The 18937-nt window shown below is 65.0% G+C and carries 17 protein-coding genes and 1 tRNA gene; 10 read left to right on the top strand and 8 right to left on the bottom strand.

Annotated features, from left to right (window positions below):
• Positions 1–156 precede the first annotated feature (156 nt).
• Positions 157–1059, bottom strand: coding sequence for a LysR family transcriptional regulator (locus AC13EK_RS22075; protein WP_069338144.1), 903 nt, complete (start codon positions 1057–1059; stop codon positions 157–159).
• A gap of 94 nt (positions 1060–1153) precedes the next feature.
• On the opposite strand from AC13EK_RS22075, the gene AC13EK_RS22070 reads away from it, so the two are divergent.
• Positions 1154–2032: an oxidoreductase gene (locus tag AC13EK_RS22070; RefSeq protein ID WP_069338143.1), complete on the top strand. Its 879-nt coding sequence runs from the start codon at positions 1154–1156 to the stop codon at positions 2030–2032.
• A 432-nt stretch (positions 2033–2464) separates the two neighbouring features.
• Positions 2465–3001, top strand: a complete 537-nt coding sequence (locus AC13EK_RS22065; RefSeq protein WP_202968963.1) for a Ca2+-dependent phosphoinositide-specific phospholipase C — start codon at positions 2465–2467, stop codon at positions 2999–3001.
• Here AC13EK_RS22065 and AC13EK_RS22060 read toward each other — a convergent pair.
• The 4 genes from AC13EK_RS22060 to AC13EK_RS22045 all read right to left on the bottom strand — a co-directional run bounded on the left by AC13EK_RS22060 (position 2978) and on the right by AC13EK_RS22045 (position 6377).
• On the bottom strand, positions 2978–3148 hold the full coding sequence (locus AC13EK_RS22060) for a hypothetical protein (protein WP_168708713.1): 171 nt from the start codon (positions 3146–3148) through the stop codon (positions 2978–2980). The two genes, AC13EK_RS22065 and AC13EK_RS22060, sit on opposite strands and share 24 nt — an antisense overlap.
• A 279-nt stretch (positions 3149–3427) precedes the next feature.
• Positions 3428–3503: transfer RNA gene (locus AC13EK_RS22055), tRNA-Ile, on the bottom strand.
• Between the two features lie 26 nt (positions 3504–3529).
• Positions 3530–4570, bottom strand: coding sequence for a polysaccharide deacetylase family protein (locus AC13EK_RS22050; protein WP_069338142.1), 1041 nt, complete (start codon positions 4568–4570; stop codon positions 3530–3532).
• 73 nt (positions 4571–4643) lie between these two features.
• Positions 4644–6377 (bottom strand): sensor histidine kinase, encoded by a 1734-nt coding sequence (locus tag AC13EK_RS22045; RefSeq protein ID WP_069338141.1) that lies wholly within the window; start codon positions 6375–6377, stop codon positions 4644–4646.
• 200 nt (positions 6378–6577) lie between these two features.
• Between AC13EK_RS22045 and AC13EK_RS22040 the strand changes: the two genes are divergently transcribed.
• Positions 6578–7051, top strand: coding sequence for an Lrp/AsnC family transcriptional regulator (locus tag AC13EK_RS22040; RefSeq protein ID WP_004207648.1), 474 nt, complete (start codon positions 6578–6580; stop codon positions 7049–7051).
• A 95-nt stretch (positions 7052–7146) separates the two neighbouring features.
• Here the strand turns inward: AC13EK_RS22040 and AC13EK_RS22035 are convergent, their stop codons facing one another.
• Both AC13EK_RS22035 and AC13EK_RS22030 read right to left on the bottom strand, forming a co-directional pair.
• Positions 7147–8424, bottom strand: coding sequence for a tetratricopeptide repeat protein (locus tag AC13EK_RS22035; protein ID WP_069338140.1), 1278 nt, complete (start codon positions 8422–8424; stop codon positions 7147–7149).
• Between the two features lie 106 nt (positions 8425–8530).
• Positions 8531–9802 (bottom strand): YfgM family protein, encoded by a 1272-nt coding sequence (locus AC13EK_RS22030; protein WP_004207650.1) that lies wholly within the window; start codon positions 9800–9802, stop codon positions 8531–8533.
• A 276-nt stretch (positions 9803–10078) separates the two neighbouring features.
• Between AC13EK_RS22030 and gyrA the strand changes: the two genes are divergently transcribed.
• Together gyrA and AC13EK_RS22020 are read left to right on the top strand one after the other, a co-directional pair.
• On the top strand, positions 10079–12814 hold the full coding sequence (gene gyrA, locus AC13EK_RS22025) for a DNA gyrase subunit A (protein WP_069338139.1): 2736 nt from the start codon (positions 10079–10081) through the stop codon (positions 12812–12814).
• Entirely contained in the window at positions 12811–13158 is a 348-nt protein-coding gene (locus AC13EK_RS22020) for a DUF952 domain-containing protein (protein ID WP_010336100.1), read from the top strand. Before gyrA ends, AC13EK_RS22020 begins: the two co-directional genes overlap by 4 nt.
• 43 nt (positions 13159–13201) lie before the next feature.
• On the opposite strand, the gene AC13EK_RS22015 is transcribed toward AC13EK_RS22020, so the two are convergent.
• Positions 13202–14317 carry a glycosyltransferase family protein gene (locus tag AC13EK_RS22015; RefSeq protein ID WP_081331783.1) on the bottom strand — a complete coding sequence of 372 codons (1116 nt, stop codon included), beginning with the start codon at positions 14315–14317 and terminating at the stop codon, positions 13202–13204.
• A 65-nt stretch (positions 14318–14382) separates the two neighbouring features.
• On the opposite strand from AC13EK_RS22015, the gene AC13EK_RS22010 reads away from it, so the two are divergent.
• From AC13EK_RS22010 to accD, 5 genes are all read left to right on the top strand, one after another.
• Positions 14383–15240: a lysophospholipid acyltransferase family protein gene (locus AC13EK_RS22010; RefSeq protein ID WP_069338138.1), complete on the top strand. Its 858-nt coding sequence runs from the start codon at positions 14383–14385 to the stop codon at positions 15238–15240.
• Between the two features lie 32 nt (positions 15241–15272).
• The gene (locus tag AC13EK_RS22005) at positions 15273–15917 is read left to right on the top strand and encodes a phosphoribosylanthranilate isomerase (protein ID WP_069338137.1); all 645 of its coding nucleotides are present in this window, start codon (positions 15273–15275) and stop codon (positions 15915–15917) included.
• A 96-nt stretch (positions 15918–16013) separates the two neighbouring features.
• On the top strand, positions 16014–17255 hold the full coding sequence (gene trpB / locus AC13EK_RS22000) for a tryptophan synthase subunit beta (protein ID WP_069338136.1): 1242 nt from the start codon (positions 16014–16016) through the stop codon (positions 17253–17255).
• A gap of 2 nt (positions 17256–17257) precedes the next feature.
• Positions 17258–18073 (top strand): tryptophan synthase subunit alpha, encoded by an 816-nt coding sequence (gene trpA, locus AC13EK_RS21995; RefSeq protein ID WP_277788115.1) that lies wholly within the window; start codon positions 17258–17260, stop codon positions 18071–18073.
• Entirely contained in the window at positions 18070–18918 is an 849-nt protein-coding gene (gene accD, locus AC13EK_RS21990; RefSeq protein WP_004207658.1) for an acetyl-CoA carboxylase, carboxyltransferase subunit beta, read from the top strand. The genes trpA and accD overlap by 4 nt, the downstream gene beginning before the upstream one ends.
• Positions 18919–18937: the final 19 nt, after the last annotated feature.

The raw sequence follows: 18937 nt of genomic DNA, 5'->3' as shown, positions 1-18937 counted from the left end.
ACATGCAGATCGAGGGCATGGCCGCCCTTGCCACACCCATAACCGAGGAGGTTCAGCCGCTACAGATTACACCCAAGGCCGCCTGAAAATGCAGCCCGATGGCCAGCACCGAAATTACACCACATTGACGGACGTGACCCTCTGACGCGGCCCCATTTACCATCGCTGCAAGCGAATAAAGTCCACGAAAGCCCGCAAGGGCGCCGGCAAATAACGGCGCCCGGAATAATAGAGCCGGGGACCAGAGAAGGTCTGGCACCAGTCGTCGAGAACCGATTCGAGCGCCCCACTCTCGATATGCGGTTTAAGCCAATCCTCGAACAGATGCACAATTCCAAGGCCAGCCACGGCAGCATCGATCAGCAATTCGCACGCCAGACCAGGCTGCACCACCAGCGGCCCGGTCGGATCGACAACGAGAATTTCTCCCTCTCTCTCGAATTCCCATCCCGGCATGGCTCCGCCGGAAAAACGGCCGCGCAGGCAATTATGGCCCAACAGTTGCTGTGGGTGCGAGGGGCGCCCATGATGATCGAAATAGGCTGAAGATCCAGCTGTAACCAACCGCTGCGTCGCTGGGCCGATGGGGATCGCGATCATGTCCTGTTCAAGCCGCTCCTCATAACGGATCCCGGCATCCGCACCGGATTTCAATATGTCGACAAACCCATCCTCTACCGTCACCTCCACTCGAATATCGGGATAGACCCGAAGGAATGATGGGAGGATCGATGGGAGCACGGTGCGGGCGACATTAGCTGGAACATTCAAACGCAATGTTCCAGCGGGTCTGTCACGGAAGATGTTGACGACATCGAGCGCGTCGCGGATTTCCGAAAGCGCCGGCGACAGCCGCTCGAATAGCCGCGCGCCCGCTTCGGTCAGGGCCATGCTGCGCGTCGTGCGGTGGAGGAGACGAACGCCTAGCCGGGCCTCCAGCCGCCTGAGCGCGTCGCTCATCCCAGATGCCGAGGTGCCCGAAATACGGGCTGCATCTCGGAAGCCTCCTGCCCGCACTACTTCCACGAAGGTGGCAAGATCATCGAGTTCCGTCGCCATTGTTCGATTATCCGTACAGCTTGTTCTGATTACTACGACTTATCGTTCGCTGGCCACAAGCCCATATCGCGGTCTCCAAATGAGGAGACAGGACATGATGGATCTTCGCAAAGCCGGCACCTTCAAGCTGGGCGATCATTTCGTGAACCGCATGGGCTATGGCGCGATGCAACTGGCTGGGCCTGGCGTCTTTGGCCCGCCCAAGGATCGCGATGCCGCCGTCGCGGTCCTGCGCGCGGCAGTTGCGGCGGGCGTGAACCATATCGACACAAGCGATTTCTATGGCCCTCATGTGACCAACCAGATCATCCGCGATGCGCTTCATCCCTATAGCGACGATCTCCTGATCGTGACCAAGGTGGGCGCGATCCGCGGCAAGAACGCCTCATGGCTGCCGGCACAAAGTGCCGCCGAATTGCAGCAGGGCGTCGAAGACAATCTGCGAAACCTTGGCCGCGACACTCTCGACCTGGTCAACATGCGCATTATGGGCGACATCCACGCGCCGTCGGAAGGGTCGATCGAGGCGCAGATCGTCGCCCTTGCACAGCTGCGCGAGAAAGGACTGGTTCGACATATCGGCCTCAGCAACGTGACAGAGAGCCAGGTCGCGGAGGCCCAGCGCATCGTCCCGATCGCGTGCGTCCAGAACCAGTATAACCTGGCGCACCGCGCGGATGACGCGCTGATCGACAGCTTGACGCGCCAGGGCGTCGCCTATGTCCCATTTTTTCCGCTCGGAGGCTTTTCGCCCATCCAATCGCAGGCATTGGCCCATTTGGCGGATCGCCTGGGCGCTACGTCGATGCAGCTGGCGCTTGCATGGCTGTTGGCGCGCGCACCGAACATGCTGCTGATCCCCGGCACGTCCAATGTCGCGCATCTGACCGAGAATTTGGCAGCAGTGGAGCTGGATCTGTCGCAGGAGGTCAAGGCCGCACTCGAAGCCATTGCGTTCGATCCGGCCCACTGAACCTCGATGATGGGCGCATTCTCGACTGCGGAATGCGCCCTCCGCCTCCCCCCTGTCTTTCGAAATCGGACAGCCTGCGGTTCGATGCGCCTGTTATGGGCGCGAACGGTTCGTCTGCCGCTATTCTCAAACGACATGGGACTGACACTCAATCGGCGGAACGCAGCCATTCTCCTTGCGGCCAGTGCCGGGCATCCAGAGCAGCATAGCGAGTTGGCCGCGACCTGGACCGGAAAATCGGTGACTGAATGGCCGTAAAGGGGCGTTAAAAGATGACCGGAATTCCCCCACGCCTTCCCGCAGCGGAAAATAACATCGCTGTCTTTTCCAGATATCCGCATGCGATCAAGAACTTGTGACGCGACAGGATCTGCAGAATACATAATTTTTCGGGTCATTAACTTCGACTAAAGGCGCGCATGCCAGAGGGGTGTGGTTAAGGGATCCAAGCGGCTCATCACCCCGGATGAGGTGCGCGGCAAGGCCAGGACGCTGCGCGATGCCGTGCGCACCCATGGATGGCCCAGCCTGGATGCCGCGCGAGGCCGCATCTACATCATGCTCGACGTGCGCGATGCGGTCTCCAACGTCTATCGCGATGGCCATCCTTCGCTGGCTGGGCGGGCGATGTTCGGCTGGTATCCCGACGATCAGCCCGAAACCGCGATCGAGATCGTGCAGGATCCGCTGGTCGATAGTGCCAAGATCAGCGCATGGGTGAAGCAGGGCGTCATCGTGCGCACGCGGACTGATGCCAATACGGTGGAGGCACGCGCCGGCGATTATCGCAAGGCACGGGCGGCCATGGCCAGCGGCGCCCAGGCGGTCAGCACGGACTATTATCCCGGCGCGCCCGATCCGTTGCGCAGAGGCTTTTCGGTGACGCTGCCGGAAGGCGCAATGGCGCGGTGCAATCTGGTCCGCATTGTTGCGGGTTGCGCGGCCCTACCTTGCGTTTGCGCTGACTGATTTATCACCTTCGGTGTCGCGCATAGACTCATGATGCCCGGCGTCCTGGACAAATTTGAGCCAGTATCTGGCGGTGGCGCAGTTGATCTTGCGGTGGCCGCGCATGCGCTCGATGCGGCTGCGTTGCTTGTAGAGCACCCCGTTCATGCTCGACTTTCACTGGCAAACAGCGCGTCGGATTTAAGGATTTCTTCGAGATGAGCCGTTTGGCTTCCTCTTTATCCTTAGCCCACAGGAACAGCATGATTTCATGCTTACCGAGGGTGGCGCGCTTTTTATCGGGCACAATCCGCCGAAAATAAGAAACTGCGCCGCCATTAGCGAAATAGGACTGGATACTTCGATAACTGTTACAGATGTAACAGACGTCCGCAAAAAGTCCTTATCTTTCAACGAATTCCAAGCCTTTCAACAGCTTGGAGACAATGGTGGGCCCGGCAGGACTCGAACCCGCAACCTAGCCGTTATGAGCGGCCAGCTCTAACCATTGAGCTACAGGCCCCACCTTGAACGCGGCGATAAGGAGCATCAGGCGGCTTGGCAAGCCTCCGCGCGCGCAGGAATGGCATCCAGCAATTGATCCAGGCTGACCGCCGCCACGCCGCGCCGCGCCAGATGGCTCAGCACCCTATCCCACCAGCCGTAAAAGGCGGTGCGATCGGCCTCGTCACGGACATAGGGCGTGTGGCCCGGCTCCAGCGTGGGCGAATGGAAACTGAAATTGAGGACGCGCACGCCTTCCTCGATCAGCGCGTCGATCGCCGCCGTCGCTTCGGCTGCGGTGATGCCTTCGGGCGTCAGCGGCACGCGCGAGAGCATCCGCGCCCGCGCCAGCGCACCGGCCAGCGGCCCCATCGCCTGGGTCGCGCGATAAAGCCCCTCGCCGCCGCCCCGCAACACGCCGGTAAAGGCGGTCGACAGCGGAAGCTCTACGAGCGACCGTGTCGGCCCCGCCCAATAGGGATTTTGCGGCAGGCCATGGAAATCGGGGCCATGCTGATGGCTGTAATCGAACCGGCTGCGCACCGAGGTATCGAGGCGAAAGCCCGCCGCCTCCAGCAGCCGCGCACTATTGGGGCCGACGCCATAGCGCCCCGCCCGATAGGCAATCGGCCGCCGACCGAAGCGATCCTCGATCCGGCGGCACAGCGCCTCCAGCTTGGCCGCTTCCACCGCCGCGGGCAGCGAACCGACATAGGAATTGGCGGCGTTCACATCCTCGACATGGGGCGGATTGACCCAGGGGTGGAGATGCGCGCCGACATCGGCCTCGCCCGCAGCCACCCACGCCCCCATCATCCCGGCGGCGGCATCGCTGTCCACCACCGGATAGTCGGTCACATAGACGGGCTTCACCCCGGCCGCCGCAAAATAGGCCTGGCCGCGCGCCATGCCGGCCAGCGCCGTCACGCCATGGCCTTCCCGGCGGAAGGGCGCATTCCAGTCGAATTCCTCCTCGGTATCGACGAACAGCATGAAACGGGTGCCGAACGCGGCCGGAAGCGCAATCATGTCCTCGGGCAGCGGCGCCCGAAGCAGATTGCCGTCATGATGATGAGCTGATTGCATCGCCCTTCCCTATCCCGCAATGGTTGCGATAGGGTTTCGTTCCGGTCAAGCCCGCGCCCGACCAGCCCGAAAATCAGCCATTGCCAACGACATCCTCTTCCATCCCGTCGACCGGGATGCGCAGCAGGAAACGGTCCGGGCCGACATCCAGGCTGCCGCCGCAACCGGCCGCCAGGCTGCGGATCAGACGCAGCGAGAAGCCCAGCCCCAGCAACGGCCCGTCCGCCCAGTCGCCCTCCGGCGTATAGCCCGGATCGAGCAGATGCGCCTCGTCCATGCCGCTCAGCGTCGAGGGCCGATCGATCGCCAGCACAACCTTGCCCGACGCGCCATCAGGCTGGAACCAGCAGGCCCCGGTCACCGCCTCGCCCTCGGGCGCGACCGAAATCAGCGTGCGCAGCAGATGCTGCACCATGCGCTCGCCCTGCACCGGATCGATGCTGATCTGCGGCAGATCCTGCGACACGGCGATGTCGATCGGCGTCACCGCCCGGCCATCCTGGTCGCGGAAACGGGCCGCGACCTGCATCACCAGCAATGCCGGATCGATCGTCTGCGGCGCACCGATGCCGTCGCCGCGCGACACCTTGGCGGCCAGATCCAGATCATCGAACGCCGCCAGCAGATGGCGCGCATCGACTGCGATATTGCCGGCCATCTCGCGATATTCGACGCCGGCCGGGCCGAACAATTCCTGTTCGATGATCTCGGCAAAGCCCAGGATCGCGTTCAGCGGCGTGCGCAGTTCATGCACCAGCTGGCGCAGCGAATCCGCCGACAGGCCGGCGATCGTCACCGGTCCCGACGGCGTCGTCGCCACTTCGTGCAGATAGGGGCGCCGTGCCTGGCCGCGATAGCCCTGGAACCGGCCGGACCGCGGATCGAAGAAGGGGGTTGCCGACAGGCGCCATTCGCCTGCCATCATCCCGCCGATGATGGTGAAACGGCCATTCTGGAAACCGCTGCGGCGCTGGAAGGCGCCGGCGACATGGCCATCGGGGCCGCTTGCCCCCTCGAGTGCGATTTCGCCGAGCGACAGGCCGACCAGCGCGGCACGCGGCCCCTGGTCCACCCAGACCAGCACGCCGGTCGAATCCGTCTCGAACGCAAAGAAATGCGGCTGTTCGGCACGCAGCGCGGGCTGCGACACCGGCGCGACGATGATGTCCTGCGGCGGCGCCTCTTCGGGCGGTCGCCGGGTACTGGTGAAGCGCGCAATGCGGTCGACCAGGTTGCGGATCTGGTCGGGGCCGGGTTCGGCCACCGGCTGCGGCGCAACTTCCGGCTCGATGACAGGCTCGGCCGCGAGCGCCATGTCGGCGGTCAGCAGCATGTCGGCTTCGCGGACGCTCGTGCCGCTGGTCAGCACCAGGTCGGTCGGGCCGAAGGCTTCGAGCCCCTGTCGCGTTTCGGGGCCGATGTCGCGACGGCCGCGCAGCACGCCGCGCGCCGTGGGGCTGAGGTGCGGCAGCAGTGCGGCCCACAGCGGATCGGACAGGCGGGCGCGTGCCATCGCCGCGCCGGCAATCGCCGGACGGTCACCGGCAAAGAAGCGGATCAGGCTGGCCGAACGCAGCCGGCCGCCCAGTTCGACAACGGTCGCGATTCGCTGCATTTCAGACAGTTGCGGCCGCAACTGGGCCAATCGGCCGAGCAGAGCCTCACGATCGGGTGCGTCCATGGGGGGACGATCATAACGATCATGCTGCGCCAGCAGGTCGACGCATTGCCGCCACAGCGTCACCGCGCCCACGCCGCTGCGATCGTCGGCAGCCAGCACGGTTTGCATGATGTCGTTGAAGCGCAACCAAAGTCCCCATATTCAAGCGGTAACAGGCGGCATGCCCGCATCGCTGTTCGTTACATCCTAACCGATAAGCAGTCCTTACCCAAAGCGAAAGCGTGATTTCCACGCACAATATGAGCGTCGCATAGTGGGACAATTGCATTGCGCTGAAACATTATTATGATGCGCCCGCAGTAACAGGTAAGGAAATAATCAATCTGATGGCGGGGCCCAATATCGACGACATCGACCTGCAGATCCTGGGCGAATTGCAGGACAATGGCAGGATGACCAATGTGGATCTGGCGCGGAAGGTCGGGCTGACTGCACCGCCGTGCCTGCGCCGCGTCCGCGCGCTGGAGGAAGCCGGCGCCATCACAGCCTATCATGCCGTGGTCGATCCGGCGATGCTGGGCTACACCATCACCGTGTTCGCGATGGTCAGCCTCAAGAGCCAGGCCGAGGCCGATCTCAAGGCGTTCCAGGACCATGTCGACGCCCTGCCCGAAGTGCGCGAATGCCATATGCTGAACGGCGAGATCGACTTCATCCTGAAGGTGGTCGCGCGCGACCTGCAGAGCTTCCAGCAATTCCTGACGTCGAAGCTGACGCCGGCACCCAATGTGGTGAGCGTCAAGACGTCGCTGACCATCCGCACGTCGAAGAATCTGCCCGGCGTCCCGCTGCCGGTCTGATCCGGTCAGCCCGCAACAGTCGGCACGCAGACACAACGAAAAAGGGCCGGCCCCACGGGGGAACCGGCCCTTTTGCATATCATGTCGCGCCGCGATCAGCTGGCCGTCTGGGCCGTGCCCTGCTGCGCCGACTTGCGGTTCTGCAGATCGACCCAGACCGACCAGAAGCCGGCGACATTGCTCCAGTTGCCGCTGGTCACCTGGGCCAGCGTGGTCTTGCCGCCGGCCAGATCGCCCGAACGGGCCAGCGCGATGCCCAGGCGCGCATTGGCATGGCCCTGATCGACCCCGCCCTTGCTCAACGCCAGCCGATACTGCTCCACCGCCTGCGGATATTGACCGAGCGAGAAATAGCCGTCGGCCGCATTCAGCGCCGCCTTGCCATCGCTCGCCGCCGCCGCCTTCTTCGCCAGCGCGGGCATGGCGGCGATATCCTTGGTCGCCTTGGGCGTCACCGCCTTCAGCAACTGCGCCGTGGTCGCCTGGTTGGTGGTCAGCTTGCCGGCCGAACGGCCCGCCTCGATGATCGCCTTGGCTTCGGCAAAATTGCCGGTCTTCTCGGCCAGCTGGGCATAGGTCTGGTAATCGCGCTCGCTCGCCATGGCGCCATTGGCGGCCTGCAGGCGATAGAGGTCGAGCTGGACCTGCGGGTCGCTTTCCTGGCCGGCCAGATAGTTGGTCAGCGCCGAACGCCATTCCGGGGTCGACGGATAGACTTCCAGCCGCTCGCGATAGAGGCTGCTCACCTCATCCCAGTCATTGGCCTGATAGGCCATGGAAATGGCGCGGTCATACCAGGCGGCCGGGATCGGCTGACCCGATGCCTTCTGCTGCGCCAGCGCCTCCTGCACATAGGTGCGGGCTTCCTTGGACTTGTTCTTGCGCATCGCGATATCGGCGCGCAGCATGGTGGCGTCGATGCCCGAATAGCCCAGCGTCTTGGCATAATCGAGCTGCGCCACCGCATCGGTATAGTTCGCGACCATGTAGGACAGATAGCCGGCGATGAAGCGCAGGCGCGGCGCGTCCGCCTTGGGCACCGAACTGGTCTTGAACATGTCGGTCAGCGCGATCCGCTGGGCCTGGATGTCCCGGCGCAGCACCGCCACCTCGAAACGCAGGCCGGCCGCGGCATAGGCTTCCATGTCGGTGGTCGGATTGAGCGCGGCGATGCGCAGATTGGCGGTCGACGCGTCACGCGCCTTGATCGCGGTTTCGGCGGCCTGCACGTCGGCGCGGAAGGCGTCCGACATCTCGATCGGCGGCCCTGCCACCACGATCTTCTTCTTGGCCGCTGCCGGCGTCGCCAGCATGGCGCCGGCCAGCACGACCGGCAGTCCGATAGTCAGAAAAACAGGATTCCGCTTGGCCATGACAGGCCTCCCCCACTGCAATATCCCGGCCCCCGGCCGGTCATTCAAAAAAATATAGGCGCACAGACCGCCGAACCAGCGACGATCTGCGCGCCTTATACTAGATTCAGGCCTTGGTGCCCAGATAGGTCAGCCACAGATCGGCGATCTGCTTGCGCGCACCGCCCTGGACTGCCTCGAACGCCGACTTGGCGCCGGCATTATCGCCACCCATGGTCTTGGCAATGCCCAGGCGGGTGTTGATCTCGTCGGCGTCGACGCCACCCTTCTGCTTGGCCAGTTCGAACATCGCCGCCGCCTTGGCATAGTCGCCATAGCCCAGATAGGCGTCGCCGGTCGCAGCCGCGACCTTGCCATTGGCGGCCTTGCCGGCATCCGCTTCGGCGGCACCCAGCGACGACTTGTCGCCCGGAATGCGGCCCACGGCGGCCTGATAGATGTCGCCCGCCTGGCTGGCGTTCAGCACGCCCTTGGCGCGGCCGGCGTCGATCGTCGACTTGACCTCGCCATAGATACCCGTCTTCGACGCCATTTCGGCCAGTTCGGTGAAGTCGGCAGCGACCACCAGACCCTTGGCCGCCGACATCAGACGCAGCACGTCCAGATTTTCGCGGTTGGTGATGTTCGGGTTCGCCTGCTGGAACAGGCGGATCAGCGTGCGCAGATTTTCACCGCTCGGGTTCGCGGCATAGGCCCACTTGGCCCAATCGGTGACTTCCGGCAGGCGCGCGGCAGCCGCACGGCTGACGCCGATCTGATACCATTGCGCCGGCACGGGCTGGCCCGACGCCTTGGTCGCGTCAGCCGCGGCCTTCAGCGCAGCGAGGCCCTGCTGGTTGAAGCCTCGCGCCGGCTCGGCCGAGGCATTGCCGGTGCCGGCCTTGCCGAAATAGGCCTGGGCGATGGTCGGGTTGACCTGTTCCGCCTTGTAGCCGGCAGCCAGCGCCGCCTGGCCACGCGAAATCGCGACGTCGTAATTCTTCTGGGCGAGAGCCGCATCGGCCGCCACCATGTTGAACTGGCCGGTCTGCTCGGGCGGCGTCAGGCCGCTGTCGAGCATCTGGTTGAGGCCTTCCATCTTCAGCGCGTCATCCTTGCTCTGGATGCCGGTGTTCAGCTTGATCGCGCCGATCTGATACTTGTCGTCGTTCGACGCCGCCTTGCCGTCAGCCTCGGTCAGCGCCGTCTTGGCACCGGCGAAATCCTGGGCATCGGACGCCTTCTGGGCCGCCTGGAGCGACTTGAGCACTTCGGGCGACACGTTCAGCTTGCGGCCGGCCGGCTTTTCTTCCTTCTTCGCGGCGGAGGCGGGAGCCGAAACGGCGCCGCCGGTCAGCGCCAGAGCCAGCGCGAGCGACAGCGGGGTAACAAAACGCATGATCCTCATCTCCTTTTCGCGCCTGACAGGGGGACCACAGGCGACATCCGGGTTGAACGCCGATTAGGGGTCGGCGCGTGAACGGGCTTTGAACAAGCCTATATCCGCGCATTTTGCAACTGTCATGCTGCCGCTTCGTTCCGCTTTTCTTCGCGCCCGCCAATCACCGCCTTGGCTGCACATGCGGGCGCGCGGGCGCGCGCGAGGGGTGACAGATTTGTTTCGCTCGGCTAGTGCAGTGGGAACGCATCACACCCATCCAAAAAGAGAATCGCCTTGACCGACGAGACCGTCCTCGCCGACCCTTCGGACATCAGCCCCATCAGCATCGTTGATGAGATGAAGTCGAGCTATCTCGACTATGCCATGTCCGTGATCGTCTCCCGCGCCCTGCCGGACGTGCGCGACGGCCTGAAGCCGGTGCATCGCCGCATTCTCTTCTCGGCCCAGGAATCGGGCTTCGTCTACAACCGCCCCTATCGCAAGTCCGCCCGTCTGGTCGGTGAAGTCATGGGTAAATATCACCCCCATGGCGACAGCTCGATCTACGACGCCTTGGCCCGCATGACCCAGGACTGGTCGATGCGCGTGCCGCTGATCGATGGTCAGGGGAACTTCGGTTCGATGGATCCCGATCCGCCAGCCGCCATGCGTTACACCGAAGCGCGCCTGGCCAAGGTCGCGACCGCGCTGCTGGACGATCTCGACAAGGACACCGTCGATTTCACGCCCAACTATGACGCGTCGGAAAGCGAGCCGCAGGTGCTGCCCGCCCGCTTCCCGAACCTGCTGGTCAACGGCGCCGGCGGCATCGCGGTCGGCATGGCGACCAACATCCCGCCGCACAACCTCGGCGAAGTGCTGCGCGCCTGCCTTGCCTATATCGACAATCCCGGCATCACCACTGACGAACTGATCCAGATCGTCCCCGGCCCCGATTTCCCGACCGCGCCCCTGATCCTGGGCCAGTCGGGCGCCCGCAGCGCCTATCATACCGGCCGTGGCTCGATCCTGATGCGCGCCCGGCACGAGGTGGAGGAAGGCCGCGGCGACCGTCGCTCGATCGTCCTTACCTCCATCCCCTATCAGGTCGGCAAGTCGGGCCTGGTCGAAAAGATCGCCGAAGCCGCCAAGGACAAGCGGATCGAGGGCATCAGCGACATTCGTGACGAATCGAGCCGCGAAGGCGTGCGCATCGTCATGGACCTGAAGCGCGACGCCACCCCGGACGTCGTCCTCAACCAGCTGTGGCGCAACACTCCGGCCCAGTCGAGCTTCCCGGCCAACATGCTGGCGATCCGTGGCGGCCGCCCGGAACTGCTCGGCCTGCGCGACATCATCGAAGCCTTCGTCAAGTTCCGCGAAGAGGTCATCACCCGTCGCACCAAGTTCGAGCTGAACAAGGCGCGCGACCGCGCCCATATCTTGCTGGGCCTGGTCGTCGCGGTGACCAATCTCGACGAGGTGGTGAAGATCATCCGCGGTTCGGCCAGCCCGGCTGCCGCCCGCGAATCGCTGCTGGCGCGCGAATGGCCGATCGGCGAGATCGCACCCTATCTCGCCCTGGTCGAGGCGATCGAAACCGAAGTCAGCGGCGAGAGCTACAAGCTCAGCGACGTCCAGGTCCGCGCCATCCTCGACCTGCGTCTCCACCGCCTGACCGCGCTCGGCCGTGACGAAATCGGCAAGGAACTGGCCGAACTGGCCGAAGCCATCGCCGAATATCTCGCCATCCTGGGCGACCGGGTGAAGCTCTACGCCGTGATGCGCGAAGAGTTCGAGGCGATCGAGAGCGAATTCGCCACGCCGCGCGTGTCGGTCATCGCCCCTGCCGCCGACGGCATCGATGACGAGGATCTGATCGAGCGCGAGGAGATGGTCGTCACCGTCACCGTGCAGGGCTATATCAAGCGCACCCCGCTCGAAAGCTTCCGCGCCCAGGGCCGTGGCGGCAAGGGCCGTTCGGGCATGGCGACCAAGGATGAGGACGCCGTCACCGAATTGTTCGTCACCTCGACGCACACGCCGGTGCTGTTCTTCTCGACCGCCGGCAAGGTCTATCGCCTCAAGGTCTGGCGCCTGCCCGAGGGCGGCCCCGCCACCCGTGGCCGGCCGATGATCAACCTGCTGCCGCTGGCACCGGGCGAAACCATCCAGACCGTGCTGCCGCTCCCAGAGGACGAGGAAAGCTGGAAGGAACTGCACGTCATGTTCGCCACCGCGAACGGCACCGTGCGCCGCAACAGCATGGACGCCTTCGCCAATGTGCCCAGCAACGGCAAGCTCGCGATGCGCTTCGACGAAGGCAGCGACGATCGCCTGATCGGCGTCGCCCTGCTGACCGAAGAGGATGACGTGCTGCTCGCCACCCGCCAGGGCCGCGCGATCCGCTTCGCCGCCACTGACGTGCGCGAATTCCAGAGCCGCACCTCGACCGGCGTGCGCGGCATGACCCTGAAGGACGGCGACGAGGTCATCTCGCTCTCGATCCTCAAGGGCTTCGACGCGACCACCGAAGAACGCGACGACTATCTGCGCGCCGCCCCGTGGAAGGAGAATGAGGCGACCCCGGCAATCAACAGCGCCGAACGCATGGCCGCTTTTGCCGAAGCGGAACAGTTCATCCTGACCGTCTGCGCCAATGGCTATGGCAAGATCAGCTCGGCCTATGATTATCGCCGCACCGGTCGCGGTGGCCAGGGCATCACCAATATCGACAATATCGCCCGCAACGGCCTGGTCGTCGGCAGCTTCCCGGTCGCGCATGAGGATCATCTGATGCTCGTGACCGATCAGGCCAAGCTGATCCGCATGGGCCTGTCGTCGATGCGCGTCATCGGCCGCAATTCTGCCGGCGTGCGCCTGTTCAACGTCGCCAAGGACGAGCATGTCGTGTCCACCGCCCGGATCGAGGACGGCGAAGATGACAATGCCGAGGCAGCGGTAGAAGGCTCCGTCGAGGGCGCGCCCGAAGCGGCCCCGGAAACTGGCAGCGAGGGTGGCGAAGCGTGAGCGAGCTGTTCGCCTACAAGATCCTGACCGCCGAGCAATATGACCAGTTCAAGGCCGACGGCGTGTTCAAGGGCGCGCCGATCGACCTGCAGGACGGCTATATCCACATGTCCACGCGCGATCAGGCGGCCGAAACGGCGGCCAAGCATTTCGCGGGACAGGATCGGCTGGTGATGCTGATGATCGACCTCGCCCCCTTTGGCGAGGCGATCAAATGGGAAGTGTCGCGCGGCGGCGCCCTCTTCCCCCATCTCTATGGCGACCTGCCGATCAGCGCCGTCGCCGGCAAGGTGATCCTGCGCCTCGACGACGCCGGCAATCATTTGTTCCCGGCTGGGTTCTGATCCATTCCCCTTCTTCCCGAGCCAGCCTCGGGGAGGAAGGAAACTACCCCCGCCCCATCTCCACCACCCGGCCACGCACGACGCGATAGGTCCAGCCGCCCCAACTGATGCGATTGGATGTGGCAGCCTGTAGCTGCACCGCCAGATGCGCCCAGCAGACGGCAAAGGGCGTCACCATGTCCCACCAGAGCGATCGGCGCGCCCGCGCCGCCTGCTCTGGCTCCAGCACGGCCGCCAATATCCGCCGCCGCGCCGCCGCCCGGCCCCAGGCCGCGCCATAGCCGATCGCGATCGCCGGCCAGCCGCCCCAGCCCAGCGCCCAGAGCCAGAATCCCGCTTGCAGCGCGACCGCGCCGGTCGCCACCGCCCACATTCGCGGGCTGTTGGTGATGATATGGCGATATTGACGCACCCCAAAATTCCAGAGCGCACCAAGCCCCCCGTCCAGCGGGCTCGCCACCAGCAGGTCGCGCACCGGCCGCATCCGCAGCTTCGCGCGCCATCCCGCGAGGCCGATCGCCATGTCGTCGGACAGGCGCCCGGCCAGCGCCACGTCGATATCGATCCGCTCGGCCGCTGCCCGCGTCATCGCCATCGCGCCGCCCCAGGGCATGGTGGAACTGGCCGCGCGCGGCAGCGTCGCCAGTTGCAGTTCGACCGCACCGACCAGAGCCGGCATGCCCTGCCCGGCCGGCAGCAGCAGCCGATAGCCTGTCACGATATCCGCCTTGCCCCGCACCAGCGGAAAGAGCAGCCGCCCGGCCAGCCGCACCGGCGGCGCGATATCCGCGTCGATAAAGATCAGGTAGCGATCCGCGTCGCGCAACGCCTTGAGCGCCGCCCGCAGCTTGTGGACCTTCTGCCCCTCGTCGCGCGCCACGCCGGCGCGCACGATCTGCACCCAATCCGGCTCGGCCGCAGCCAGCGTCTCCGCCGCTGCGCAACGCCCGGACGTCGCCAGCAGCAACCGGAACGGCGCACTCTGCGCCTTCAGCCGGGTGACAAGTTCGCTGTCACCTTCCCAGTCATCGCGCACCGACAGGATCATGACCGCGCCGCCGGGCGCCTCCTCCTGCCGGTCCGCCGGCAGATGGCGCCAATAATTGACCACGCCCAGCAGGCTCAGCGCCTGGAGCAGCAGCCACAGCGCCAGCATCATCGTCACCACCAGCCCCCTTCGCGGCTCTTTACCGCCTCAACGGCTCCTGTATGACGGGCAGGACCATGCTCTCCAACCCCTTTCTCTTCACCCTGCTCCGTCTGCTTCCCGCCAGCCTCGCCTCCTGGCTGGGCGGCTGGCTGTCGGCTCATGTCGCCCGGCCCAGAATGAAGCTGCGCGACGCCCGCGCCCGCGCCAATCTGGCGCTGCTGCGGCCCGACCTGCCGCAGGCGGAACGCGAAGCGATCCTGACCCGGCGCTGGGTGAATGTCGGCCGCACGCTGGCGGAACTCGCCAATATCGACCGGCTGGTGAATGCCGACCATGTGACCGTCATCGACCAGCCAGCCTATCAGGCGGTGCTGGACGGTCCCGGCCCGATGATCGCCCTCACCTGCCATATCGGCAATTGGGACCTGCTCGCCGCCCATATTAAATGGTCGACCGACCGACCGGGCCTTGGCGTCTATGAAGATCCCGAAGACCCCCGGATCGCCGCCCAGCTCAAGAAGGCGCGATCCAGCTATATGGGCGAGGCGATCGGCGGCGATGGCGCGGCGCGCGGCGTGCTCAAGCATCTGACCCAGAAGGATCGGGCCACCCTCTATATCCTGGCTGACGAACGACGCGACCGACAGGTCTGGTTCCCGACCTTCGGCCGCGCGCTCGAACCATCGGGCAATCTCTCGATCGCCCTGCGCCTCGCGCGCAAGGTCGGGGCGCAATTCCTGCCCTTCTATCTGGTCCGCACCAGCGGCCCGCATTTCGCGCTGCACTGGCATCCGCCGCTCGATCCCCGGACGATGAGCGATGCGGAGATCGTCGCTGTCCTCGATCGTTTCCTGGGCCAGGCCTGCATCGACCATGCCGATCAGTGGCTGGCACTGCACGACATGGACCTGACCCAGCCTGTCTCAATGTGACTTCCCTTCCCTTACGGTCTAAAGGCCCGCCCATGTCCCGAATCGCGATCAAGATCTGCGGCCTGTCGACGCCGGAGACGGTGGGCGCCGCCGTGCAGGCGGGGGCGAGCCATGTCGGCTTCGTCCATTTCCCCAAAAGCCCGCGCCACGTCGAACCCGACCAGCTGCGCGCGCTCGCTGCGGCCGTCCCGGCCCATGTCGATCGCGTCGCCGTGGTCGTCGATGCCGATGACGAACAGCTTGCCCGCCTGACCGGCACCGGCGCACTCAGCGCCCTGCAACTCCATGGCAAGGAAAGCCCGGAGCGGGTCGCCGCTATCCGCCAGCGTTTCAGCCTGCCGGTGTGGAAGGCGATTTCGGTAAAGACCCGCGCCGACATCGACGCCGCCCATGCCTATGCCGGCACGGTCGACCGGCTGCTGTTCGACGCGAAGACGCCCGATGGCGCAGCGCTGCCCGGCGGCATGGGCCTGCGCTTCGACTGGACCTTGCTGCGCGGCGTCGCCATGCCCGCGCCCTGGGGGTTGTCCGGTGGCCTTGGCATCGACAATGTGTGCGATGCGATCCGCCTGACCGACACGCCGCTGATCGACGTTTCTTCGGGCGTCGAGGATGCACCGGGCATCAAGAGTGTGGACAAGATCATGGCCTTCTGCAAAGCGGTGTCGGCATGTTGACGCTGAACGCCCCTGCCATGCGCATCGAAGGACGATGGCGCTGATCGCTTCCTGACCACAAGCGAACGCCCATCATTTGTCCCCGGAAAGATATTCATGACCGACACGATCACTTTGCCTAACAGCCTCCGCAGCCAGCCGGACGATAACGGCCATTTCGGCGCCTTTGGCGGCCGCTATGTCGCCGAGACGCTGATGCCGCTGATCCTGGAACTGGAAAAGGTCTACAAGGCGGCCAAAGCCGATCCCGAATTTCACGCCGAATATGCCGAGCTGCTGCGCTCCTATGTCGGCCGCCCCAACCCGCTTTATTATGCCGAGCGGCTGACCGAAGCGCTGCGCGCCAAGGCCGAGCCGGGCAAGGGTGCCAAGATCTACCTCAAGCGCGAGGAACTCAACCACACCGGCGCGCACAAGATCAACAATTGCATCGGCCAGGCGCTGCTCGCCCGCCGCATGGGCAAGAAGAAGGTCATCGCCGAGACCGGCGCGGGCCAGCACGGCGTCGCCACCGCGACCGTCGCCGCCCTGTTCGGCATGGAATGCAAGATCTTCATGGGCGCCAAGGATGTCGAGCGGCAGAAGCCCAACGTCTTCCGCATGAAGCTGCTCGGCGCAGAGGTGATCCCGGTCCATTCCGGTTCCTCGACGCTCAAGGACTCGATGAACGACGCCCTGCGCTACTGGGTGTCGAACGTCCATAACACTTTCTACATCATCGGCACCGCCGCTGGCCCGCACCCCTATCCGGAGCTGGTGCGCGATTTCCAGTCGATCATCGGCAAGGAAATCCGCGCGCAGATCATGGAGGCCGAAGGCCGCCTGCCGGACATGCTGATCGCCCCGGTGGGTGGTGGTTCCAACGCCATCGGCATGTTCCATCCCTTCCTCGACGATCCCGAAGTCGCGATGATCGGTGTGGAAGCGGCCGGCGAGGGCCTCGACAAGAAGCATGCCGCCTCGCTGGCTGGCGGCGCATCGGGCATCCTGCACGGCAACCGCACCTATCTGCTCCAGGACGAGGACGGCCAGATCACCGAAGCGCACAGCATTTCAGCGGGTCTGGACTATCCCGGCATCGGCCCGGAACATAGCTGGCTGCACGAGATCGGCCGGGTGAAATATCTGCCGATCAAGGATGACGAGGCGCTGGAAAGCTTCCAGACCCTCTCGCGCCTCGAAGGCATCATCCCCGCGCTGGAATCCGCCCATGCCGTGGCCGCCGCCGAACAGGTCGCGCCGACCTTGGACGCGGACAAGATCATCGTCGTCAATCTGTCGGGCCGGGGGGACAAGGATATCTTCACCGTCGCCGACGCGCTGGGAGTGGAGATGTGAGCATGGACCGTCTCGCCACCCGCTTCGCCGCCTGCAAGGCACAGGGCCGCGCCGCGCTCATCACCTTCGCGACCGCCGGTGACCCGGACGTCGCCTCGACACCCGCCATCCTCGATGCGCTGGTCGCGGGCGGCGCCGACATCATCGAACTGGGCATGCCCTTCACCGATCCGATGGCTGATGGCCCGGCGATCGAACTGGCCAACCTGCGCAGCCTGGGTTCCGGCACCAAGACCAAGGACGTGTTCGCGCTGGCCGCCGATTTCCGCGCGCGGCACCCGGAAACGCCGCTGATCCTGATGGGCTATGCCAATCCGATGCTGGCGCGCGGCTCCGACTGGTTCGCCGACCAGTGCCAGGCCGCCGGTGTCGACGGCGTGATCTGCGTCGATATCCCGCCAGAGGAAGATGCTGAACTCGGCCCCGCCCTGCGCGCCGTCGGCGTCCACCTCGTCCGCCTTGCGACCCCGACCACGGACGCCGCCCGCCTGCCCGCCGTGCTGAACGGCGCCAGCGGCTTCCTCTACCATGTCGCCGTCGCCGGCATCACCGGCAAGCAGCAGGCGGCACAGGCCAATATCGAAATGGCGGTCGATCGGCTGAAGGCCGCCACCGACCTGCCGATCGCGGTCGGCTTCGGCGTGCGTACACCGGAACAGGCGGCCGCCATCGGCCGCGTCGCCGATGGCGTGGTGGTCGGCTCGGCGATCGTCGACATCGTCGGCTCGCACGGCGATGCCGCCTCGCCCTTCGTCCAGGAATTCGTCGCGTCGCTCAGCGGCGCCCTCACCACTTCTATCCGGGAGACCGCAGCATGAGCTGGATCAACCGCGTTCGTAACGCCCTGCCCTTCACCAAGAAGGAAACCACCGCCGAAACGCTCTGGCATCAGTGCCCGTCGTGCAAGGAAATGGTCTTCATCAAGGAATGGGAGGAAAATCTCTCGGTCTGCCCGCGCTGCGACCATCATGGCCGCATCGGTCCGTCGGAACGGTTCGAGCAGATCCTTGATGCCGGCTTCATCCTGCTGCCGACGCCCGGCGTGCCGGAAGATCCGCTGAAGTTCCGCGATAGCAAGCGCTATCCGGACCGGATCAAGGCCGCCCGCGCCTCCACCGGCGACCAGGATGCGCTCATCAACGCGCGCGGCGCGATCGACGATGTGCCGCTGGTCATGGGCGTGCAGAATTTCGCCTTCATGGGCGGCTCCATGGGCATGGGCGTAGGCGCCGCCTTCATCCAGGGCATCAATGACGCGATCGCGCATAAATGCCCCTATGTCATCTTCACCGCTGCCGGCGGCGCACGCATGCAGGAAGGCATCCTCTCGCTGATGCAGATGCCGCGCTCCACCGTGGCGATCCAGAAGCTGCACGCGGCGGGCCTGCCCTATATCGTCGTGCTGACCGATCCGACCACCGGCGGCGTCACTGCCAGCTACGCGATGCTGGGCGATATCCAGATTTCGGAGCCCAATGCCCTGATCGGCTTCGCCGGCCAGCGCGTCATCGAAAGCACGATCCGCGAAAAGCTGCCCGAAGGCTTCCAGCGCGCCGAATATCTGCTCGACCATGGCATGCTCGACATGGTGGTCCATCGCAGCGAACTGCGCGACACGCTCGCCCGCGTGATCGGCTATCTGACGCCGCGCGCCGCCGCCTGAGCCTCTACAGCGCGATAGG

The sequence above is a fragment of the Sphingobium sp. L-44 genome (genome assembly GCF_056859495.1).
Note: the sequence above shows the minus strand (reverse complement) of the source record. Positions and strands in the feature narration are given on the sequence as shown.

What these genes read in the sequence shown, in the direction of transcription:
- AC13EK_RS22075 (WP_069338144.1), bottom strand. Translation starts at nt 1,059, where the DNA reads ATGGCGACGGAACTCGATGATCTTGCCACCTTCGTGGAAGTAGTGCGG.
- AC13EK_RS22070 (WP_069338143.1), top strand. Translation starts at nt 1,154, where the DNA reads ATGATGGATCTTCGCAAAGCCGGCACCTTCAAGCTGGGCGATCATTTC.
- AC13EK_RS22060 (WP_168708713.1), bottom strand. Translation starts at nt 3,148, where the DNA reads ATGAACGGGGTGCTCTACAAGCAACGCAGCCGCATCGAGCGCATGCGC.
- AC13EK_RS22050 (WP_069338142.1), bottom strand. Translation starts at nt 4,570, where the DNA reads ATGCAATCAGCTCATCATCATGACGGCAATCTGCTTCGGGCGCCGCTG.
- AC13EK_RS22040 (WP_004207648.1), top strand. Translation starts at nt 6,578, where the DNA reads ATGGCGGGGCCCAATATCGACGACATCGACCTGCAGATCCTGGGCGAA.
- AC13EK_RS22035 (WP_069338140.1), bottom strand. Translation starts at nt 8,424, where the DNA reads ATGGCCAAGCGGAATCCTGTTTTTCTGACTATCGGACTGCCGGTCGTG.
- AC13EK_RS22030 (WP_004207650.1), bottom strand. Translation starts at nt 9,802, where the DNA reads ATGCGTTTTGTTACCCCGCTGTCGCTCGCGCTGGCTCTGGCGCTGACC.
- AC13EK_RS22015 (WP_081331783.1), bottom strand. Translation starts at nt 14,317, where the DNA reads ATGATGCTGGCGCTGTGGCTGCTGCTCCAGGCGCTGAGCCTGCTGGGC.
- AC13EK_RS22010 (WP_069338138.1), top strand. Translation starts at nt 14,383, where the DNA reads ATGCTCTCCAACCCCTTTCTCTTCACCCTGCTCCGTCTGCTTCCCGCC.
- AC13EK_RS22005 (WP_069338137.1), top strand. Translation starts at nt 15,273, where the DNA reads ATGTCCCGAATCGCGATCAAGATCTGCGGCCTGTCGACGCCGGAGACG.
- trpB (WP_069338136.1), top strand. Translation starts at nt 16,014, where the DNA reads ATGACCGACACGATCACTTTGCCTAACAGCCTCCGCAGCCAGCCGGAC.
- trpA (WP_277788115.1), top strand. Translation starts at nt 17,258, where the DNA reads ATGGACCGTCTCGCCACCCGCTTCGCCGCCTGCAAGGCACAGGGCCGC.
- accD (WP_004207658.1), top strand. Translation starts at nt 18,070, where the DNA reads ATGAGCTGGATCAACCGCGTTCGTAACGCCCTGCCCTTCACCAAGAAG.